At 45.2% G+C, this 5,438-nt stretch carries 3 protein-coding genes and 1 pseudogene; all 4 read left to right on the top strand.

The features are described from left to right. Positions 1–155: pseudogene (locus tag AC1DWN_RS26990) on the top strand (polysaccharide pyruvyl transferase family protein); the annotation flags it as partial. Continuing rightward, positions 152–1,528 carry a sugar phosphate nucleotidyltransferase gene (locus tag AC1DWN_RS26985; RefSeq protein WP_477561976.1) on the top strand — a complete coding sequence of 459 codons (1,377 nt, stop codon included), beginning with the start codon at positions 152–154 and terminating at the stop codon, positions 1,526–1,528. The pseudogene AC1DWN_RS26990 and the gene AC1DWN_RS26985, both read left to right, overlap by 4 nt. Before the next feature lie 30 nt (positions 1,529–1,558). Beyond that, a complete protein-coding gene (locus tag AC1DWN_RS26980; RefSeq protein ID WP_477561975.1) occupies positions 1,559–2,899 on the top strand; it encodes a UDP-glucose dehydrogenase family protein in 1,341 nt (446 codons plus the stop codon). A gap of 30 nt (positions 2,900–2,929) precedes the next feature. Next, positions 2,930–5,221, top strand: coding sequence for a hypothetical protein (locus tag AC1DWN_RS26975; RefSeq protein ID WP_477561974.1), 2,292 nt, complete (start codon positions 2,930–2,932; stop codon positions 5,219–5,221). Positions 5,222–5,438 lie beyond the last annotated feature (217 nt).

Genomic DNA, 5,438 nt, shown 5'->3' with positions numbered 1-5,438 from the left:
CATCAAGGCTGCACGGTCATATCTTATCCTGCTTGATGGACAAGCCCAATACATTGCTCGATAATTCGTACGGCAAAAATTCCAATTACTATAATACGTGGACAAGCACAGTCAAATCCGCTCAATTAGTCGTGAAAAAGGAGGCTACTCGATGAAAATTGTTCTTCTTTCGGGAGGCTCAGGCAAACGTCTGTGGCCATTGTCAAACGAGTCGCGTTCCAAGCAGTTTTTGAAAGTATTAAAAAATGCAGAAGGCGAGCGAGAATCGATGGTTCAACGGGTATGGTCTCAAATTAGCGCAGCGGGCTTGCGTGACCATGCGTATATCGCCACGAGTAAGCCGCAGGTCGAAATGATCCACAGCCAGCTTGGCAGCGAGATTGAGATTATCGTAGAACCGGAGAGGAGAGATACCTTTCCTGCGATCGCGCTAGCTGCTACTTATTTATATTCGGTACAAGGCGTTAGCTTGAATGAAACGGTTGTCGTTATGCCAGTAGATCCCTATGTAGAAGAATCGTTCTTCCATAAGACGAAGGAGCTTGAGTATGTATTGAATGATTCGGGTGCAGATTTAGCGCTGATGGGGGTGAAACCAACCTTCCCTTCTGAGAAATACGGATATATCGTACCGGATGCTATAAACGGTACGGAGGTCGAATCGACTTACATGAATGTACACAGCTTTAGGGAAAAGCCTCCAGAAGAGGAAGCAGCAGCGATGATCGAGCAGGCGGCGCTTTGGAACTGCGGCGTGTTTGCATTTAAGCTCGATTTTCTTATTAACATATTAATCGCGAATGATTTTCCCATTCAATACGATGAAATGCTGAAGCAGTATGGAAGGCTTCCGAAAAATAGCTTTGACTATGAAATTGTAGAGAAATCCAATCACATTGTGGCATTGCCTTATGAGGGAGATTGGAAGGACCTTGGCACGTGGAATACATTGACCGAAGAAATTGAAACTCCGCTGATCGGTAAAGGAATTATAGCAGGCGAATCGACTAACACTCATGTCATCAATGAGCTCGATATACCGATAACGCTGCTTAATTTAAGCAATGTTATCGTAGCGGCAAGCCCAGATGGGATTTTGGTTTCGGAAAAAGCATCAAGTCCGATGATCAAGGAGGTTATGAAGCATTCGGATCAACGCCCGATGTATGAGGAAAGGCGCTGGGGACGTTACCGAGTACTGGATTACTTGAAATATCCGGATGGCAAAGAAGTGCTGACCAAACGAATATGTGTTACGCCAGGCCAAAATCTAAGCTACCAGTACCATCAGCTCAGGGATGAGGTTTGGACGGTTGTCTCAGGTGAAGGGGAAATGGCTTTGAATGGCAAGCACTTCCCGGTAAAGTCCGGCGATGTATTGGTTATATCCAAAAATAGTAGACATAGCCTGCGCGCGGAAACGGAAATGGACATCATTGAGGTTCAGACCGGGTCGGAGCTTATAGAAGAAGACATCGTGCGGCTCGCTTTTGATTGGGACGAGATTATGCAGCTCTGTTCCGTATAAAGGAATGTAATTCGATAAGGAGAGATGAGAATGAACATTACGGTTATCGGAACGGGCTACGTAGGGCTCGTATCGGGTGTCTGCTACGCGGAGCTTGGCAACCGTGTCATCTGCGTGGATAAGGATCCTGGCAAGATTGACATGCTGAATGCCGGAGATATTCCCATCTACGAGCCTGGTTTAAAGGAGCTGGCAGCAGCTAGCAGGCAGGCAGGGAAGCTCTCATTTACAACTGATTTAACTGGAGCTGTGCGTCAATCAGATATTATCATTCTTGCAGTTGGAACACCTCCATTGCCAAGCGGTGAAGCCAATCTTGCTTATATTGACCAAGCGGCAATTGAAATTGCGGAAGCGATGAACGGCTACAAAATAATAGCAGTAAAGAGCACCGTGCCTGTTGGAACCAATGAACGACTAGGTAAGCTGATACGCTCCTTTACGAGCGAGAGCTTTGACAGCATATCGTTGCCAGAGTTTTTACGAGAGGGATCGGCTATTAAGGATACGCTGTATCCAGATCGAATCATCATTGGAGCCGATAACCAAAGTGCCGCTGATACGATCACTAAGCTGCATCAGAAGCTGACTGAACATATCGTCGTAACGGATATTCGCAGTGCGGAAATGATTAAATATGCGTCAAATGCGTTTCTAGCAACTAAAATTTCGTTTATTAACGAGATTGCTAACATTTGTGAAAAGGTCGGGGCGGACGTGACGCGGGTGGCAGAAGGAATGGGCTACGATAAGCGAATTGGGCCTTCCTTCTTGAATGCCGGGATYGGTTATGGGGGCTCTTGCTTTCCGAAGGATACAAGCGCGCTTATTCAAATCGCGGGTCATGTCGACTATGAATTCAAGCTGCTTCGTTCAGTCGTAGAAGTGAATCGCGATCAGCGGTTTAATGTGATTCGCAGGCTGGAGACGATATTTAACGGCGAGCTGAAAGGGAAAACGATTGCCATATGGGGATTAGCGTTCAAGCCGAATACAGATGATGTTCGCGATTCGCCAGCTCTGGAGATCATACAGCATTTGGTTGATATCGGCGTGAATGTTAAAGCCTATGATCCTATTGCGATGGTCAACTTTCGTCATTTATTCGGGAAGGGTGGTGTCATATGGTGTGATGATGCGTTAGAGGCGGCTGGTAGTGCAGATGCGCTTTGTTTATTAACGGAGTGGGACGAGTTTTCCGAAGTGGACCTTAGGCTTCTGCAAAGTGTGATGAACCAGCCGATTCTGATTGATGGTCGTAATGTGTTTGAAGAGAAGGACTTGCTCGGAACGGACTTTGTTTATTATTCAGTCGGCCGTCCCAGCATGAATCAAGGTGTGAAGCAGCAAATGCCGGTTTTGCAATTTTAGTTTTATAATTGAAAGGTAGGGATGATTAGGATGACGTTAAGAAAAAAAGTAACTGCATCCACGCTTGCGGTTTCCATGTTAGCCGCAGTAATAGGTGGGATACCACTCAGCCAAAAGGGGTTGACGGAGAAGCTAGGATTTATTGAAGCAGTAAATGCGGCTGAAACGGAGCTGCCGTCAAGCGGTTTTTTGCAGAGAATGCAAAAGCTTCATGATGCACTAGCTGCAGGAAGTCCGCAGGATGTACAAGATGTAAGAGACTTACGAGATGAGATTGCAGGACTTGATGAGTCCGAAAACCAGAACCTAATCGATCCGATATGGAATAAAATCAGTAAAAAGCTTCCTGATTCAGTTGATCAAGCGGAGCTCAAAGCGAGCCTCTTCCGGTTTGTCAATGCGGTCGGCTCGTTCCGATATGATGCAGGAGCGGCTGATTTGGAGGCCATTCGCACAAATGCTGAATTTCGTGCGACATTGAAAACAATTGCAGCCGCCGGTGGCGATGCGAACATTACAATGGATGATTTTCTAGTATTTCTATTCGGTGACGGCGGCAACCGGAAGGGAATAGAAGGAACCATAAGCAGTGAGCTAGGGAACATGTCATCCCTACAAATATTGAGTTTGCTAGGCAATTCGCAGGGAATTACGAATGTGGTGCTTCAAGCGACAGACAAGCTGCTAAGTGATAAGAAGTCGTATAAATTTAGTAAGATTTTTGATGGTCTTGGCATTAAGTCTCAAGATATACGATCTATGGTATCGAACTTCCAGCTCAAGCTGAAGAAGGATGAAGCGGCAATGAATGCAATAACCGTTGCTTATATTCGTTCTGAAGCTGTGGCAGTTGCCAAGATAAGCGAGGGTGGACTTCGCCATGATTACAGCTTGAAGGTGTTTGGTGTAGATATTCCAAAGGTCGCGCTGAAATGGGCTAAAGTATCAGGCAGTGAGGACGTAAGCGTGCTGCCAAATGGTACTGTTCAGCTTTCTCCAGAAGCCGTCAGTGGATCAGTCGTTATTCGGGCAAGTCTTGTTAATCCTTATGGGGGATCAGCCAAAGTGATTTTCGAGCAAGAGATTACACTTACAGCCGCTGAGGGAGCTCAAGATGTTTTCCCAGTTGAACCCTTCCTAGAGCGAATGAACAAGCTGCAAGCTGCACTTCTTGCCGGCGATTCTAATGACATTAAGGATGTCCGCAGGCTTTTAGAAGAGCTTGCTGGGCTTAATCAAACAAAGCATCAAGCGCTAATTGATCCGATTTGGAATAAAATTGTACGTAAGCTTCCTAATACGGCAGACGCCGCGCAGGTGAAGGCGAGTCTTTTTGAAATCATTAAAGCGGTCGGCTCCGTTCACTATGATCCTAAAGCCTCTAACTTGGAATCAATCATGACCAATCCACAATATCAGGATGCGTTGAAGACAATAGCGGCGGCAGCTAAAGTGAAAAGCCTTACGGTAGACGATTTCCTCATATTCATGTTCGGCGACGGTGATAAGCGTCTGGGAGTAGAGGGAGAAATAAAAGATAGCATTAAGGATATGAAGCCAAGAGACCTCACGGAGCTGTTCGGCCGTAAGTCGGAAATTAATGAGATTAAGATCGATGCAATGGAAGAGATTTTATCGGAGAAGGATGATTATACGTTAAGCAAAGTATTGTCCAATCTTGGGGTAAGGTTTTCTGATGTAGAATCTGCAATTGAAAACATTCAAGATAAGCTAAACTATGATGAGTCTGCTTCGAAAGCAATGACCGCAGCGTATCTTCGTTCGGAAACGGTGTCGACAGTGAAGGTGACCGCTAACGGCAAGCATCATGAATATAGCTTGACGGTCTTCGGAACTAAGCTTCCTACTTCCGTGCTGAAATGGAAGAAAGTATCCGGCAGCAAGGATGTTAAAGTGGAATCGCAAGGAAAAGTATCCATTCCRAATAAAGTAGCGGAAGGAACGGCCGTTATTCAAGCGTCATTAGTTGCTTCTAACGGCGGGTCAGCAAAGGTATTATTCGAACAAGAGGTTAAGCTTGTTAATGGTGATGCGGCAATTGATCCAGAAAAAGAAATCAAAAATATTGTTGTTGCTCTTGAAGAGAAGCTTGACGAGATAAAAGTAAAGCTTGAAGCTGCTAAGGATGATAAGCAGAAGGTTGAACTGATCATGGAAGTTGTTCTAGCTGGCAATGACGCAGTTGATCAAATTAATAGAGTTGAGGCTTCCAAAGCGATCAAAAACAAAGCACTAAACGAAGTGAAAACTCAGGTTAGCAAAATGGTCGCTCTTATTATCGAAGATGTATTAGGCTTTTAATCGCAGTCAGCCTTCTTTCTCCTTGGGGAAAGAAGGCTGACTCATAGCTGCTTTAATAGGAAGGTGGTGTCAGAAAACGATGGGAAAACAACATAAAAGCATGAAAAGGCGTCGGTTCCAGAAACCAGATACCATTAACATTATTTTAGGCTCCATAACTTTTTGCTTGCTGCTGACATGGGGAGGTTTGCATTGGAAGACGTCTAATGAGAAAGGG

The organism is Paenibacillus sp. P4_A7 (assembly GCF_056402455.1).
Note: the sequence above shows the minus strand (reverse complement) of the source record. Positions and strands in the feature narration are given on the sequence as shown.

Coding starts and splice junctions, on each gene's coding strand:
- AC1DWN_RS26985 (WP_477561976.1), top strand. CDS start 152: ATGAAAATTGTTCTTCTTTCGGGAGGCTCAGGCAAACGTCTGTGGCCA.